General features: G+C 36.1%; 1 protein-coding gene. It reads left to right on the top strand.

Going from position 1 to position 1061, the window contains the following annotated elements; genetic code table 11:
* Nucleotides 1-895: zinc-dependent peptidase (locus E1140_RS00215; protein ID WP_343034106.1), on the top strand; the 895-nt coding region annotated here is incomplete at its 5' end.
* Nucleotides 896-1061: the final 166 nt, after the last annotated feature.

The following is a 1061-nucleotide window of genomic DNA, read 5'->3' on the forward strand; positions in this document are numbered from 1 at the left end:
ATATTATTTAATGGCTTATTCATTTTTACTTTTATTACTTTTTCTAGGTGTCACGGTTTATTTGCTCAATAGAAGACCTAAACGAAGTTCTTATCAGAATAAATTGCTGCCCACTCCCAAAAAATGGAAAGCCATTCTAAATCAAAGGGTTCACTTTTATAAGAATCTATCTGAAGAAAAGAAACTGCAATTTGAGGCCGATATACAACGGTTCTTGCAACACATCAAAATAACGGGGGTACATACTGAAGTTACACTAGAGGATAGGCTCTTGGTAGCAAGCAGTGCAGTCATCCCTTTATTTGGTTTTCCAGCTTGGAGTTATAAAAACCTGGATGAAGTATTGCTGTATCCGTCTGCATTTGACAGGAATTTTAATTTTGATAATAATGCCGAGTACATCACCGGGATGGTTGGCAGCGGTGCAATGGAAGGCAAAGTTATTTTTTCTAAACCATCACTTCACTTGGGCTTCGATATTACAAATGATAAAAAGAATGTAGGCATTCATGAGTTTGCGCACCTTTTTGATAAAGAAGATGGCGTAATAGATGGTATTCCACCTTCATTGAATGATAAGCCATATTCTATACCTTGGATTGATTTAGCTAGAAAGCAAACTAGTAAAATATTAGCAAACAGCTCTGATATTAATCCTTATGGGGCAACTAATATGCAAGAGTTTTTTGCTGTGGCGAGTGAGTATTTCTTTGAAAGACCGCATCTGCTTAAGGAGAAACATTCGGAGTTATATGATGCCCTATCGGGCATTTTTAATCAGGATCTGACCGCAGTGATTGATAAGTCTTCCTTTAAAAAGGAATCTGAAATAGGTAGGAATGACCTTTGCCCATGCGGCAGCGGGTTAAAGTACAAACGATGCTGTCTAAATTAAAAAGGCAATCACCTGATTAATAGGATGATTGCCTTCTTTTTAAACTTAATTTCTTTTAAAGCTTATTCAAACCCATTTAAAGTTTGGTATGTAACTAAGAAAGTACACTTTAATCTTTCTTAAAAGGTCAAATGAATTTGGAAGCCATAACCTCAAAAGCCTCTTG

Origin of the sequence: Fulvivirga lutimaris (assembly GCF_009711525.1) — a bacterium.
GTDB classification, from domain to species: domain Bacteria; phylum Bacteroidota; class Bacteroidia; order Cytophagales; family Cyclobacteriaceae; genus Fulvivirga; species Fulvivirga lutimaris.